A 1019-nucleotide genomic window follows, 5' to 3' on the forward strand; every position below is an offset into this window, starting at 1 on the left:
ATCTCGCAGCGGCCGAGTATAGAGTTGCCAGGCGAGCGCCCCGATCAGCACCAGGCTGACGCCCAGACGTGCGAGGGTTGCATTAGCGGGACGCATGGGCTGGCTCCGGGGCGGCGAACAGGTCGCGGTGCCCGACGTGCAGGTCGAGATGCCCCCGGTCGAGGGCCTCCCGGCGGCGTTGCCACCAGCGTTCGATGCGCTGGCGATCATGCGGGGCTTGCTCACGGGCGGCGGCGGCCCAGCCATCGATAAGGTTCAGCGCCAGGGGGCGCTGCGCCGGCGTCAGGCGCCAGGGGCTTTCAGCGTCGACGATGTAAAAGCCTCTGGCGGTGAAGGCGTCGATCAATGCCTGGGGCGCCGTGGTGCCCAGCGCGGGCCCGAGGCCCTTGTCGCGGCGTTGATGCGCGGCGAGTATCTCGAGGAGCCAGGCATCTTCGGCATCATTGACCGCCACGTCATCGGTCTGGAAACGAATATTGCCGTCCACGCTGAGCGTGATTAATGTCGCGGCGCAATGGGCCGCACAGGCGTCGGCCAGGGCCTCGACCCAGGTGGCACTGACCAGATCACACAGCGCCGAGGCGGTGACGAAGTCGATACCGGCGAACCATGACGCTTCGAGCGCATGCAGATCACGCTGATGCGTGGTCACGTGGATGGGCGCTTCCGTGTTATCGCGCAAGGACTGACAGCGCTCTACGGCATGGCCGAGCAAGGCATCGTCATGATCGAGCAGATGCCAGTGCTGAGGGCCGGGCAAGCGAGGCGCGAGATAGCGTACATTGGCGCCGCTGCCACTGCCGAGATCGAGTAGTTGCCAGGGCACTTGGCGCTCACGCGTGGCAAGCCAGTCGACGGCGGCCTGCATGGGGGCCGTGGCGCGGGCGTCGTGATCGGCTTGCTCGCGCTGTGCCAGCCAAGACTCGCTGAACGTGCCGGCGGTGTTCATTCGGCGCCTCGTTGCAAAGCGGTGGCAAAGGCTGCACCGACCTGTGACCAATCGCGCAGCGAGGCCCGGG

The 1019-nt window shown here is 67.0% G+C and carries 1 protein-coding gene; it reads right to left on the reverse strand.

The window, feature by feature from the left end:
* Positions 1-82 precede the first annotated feature (82 nt).
* A complete protein-coding gene (locus OP496_RS17975; protein WP_280565316.1) occupies positions 83-949 on the reverse strand; it encodes a class I SAM-dependent methyltransferase in 867 nt (288 codons plus the stop codon).
* Between the last annotated feature and the right edge of the window lie 70 nt (positions 950-1019).

It is taken from the genome of Chromohalobacter sp. 48-RD10 (assembly GCF_029889785.1).
Lineage (GTDB): Bacteria > Pseudomonadota > Gammaproteobacteria > Pseudomonadales > Halomonadaceae > Chromohalobacter.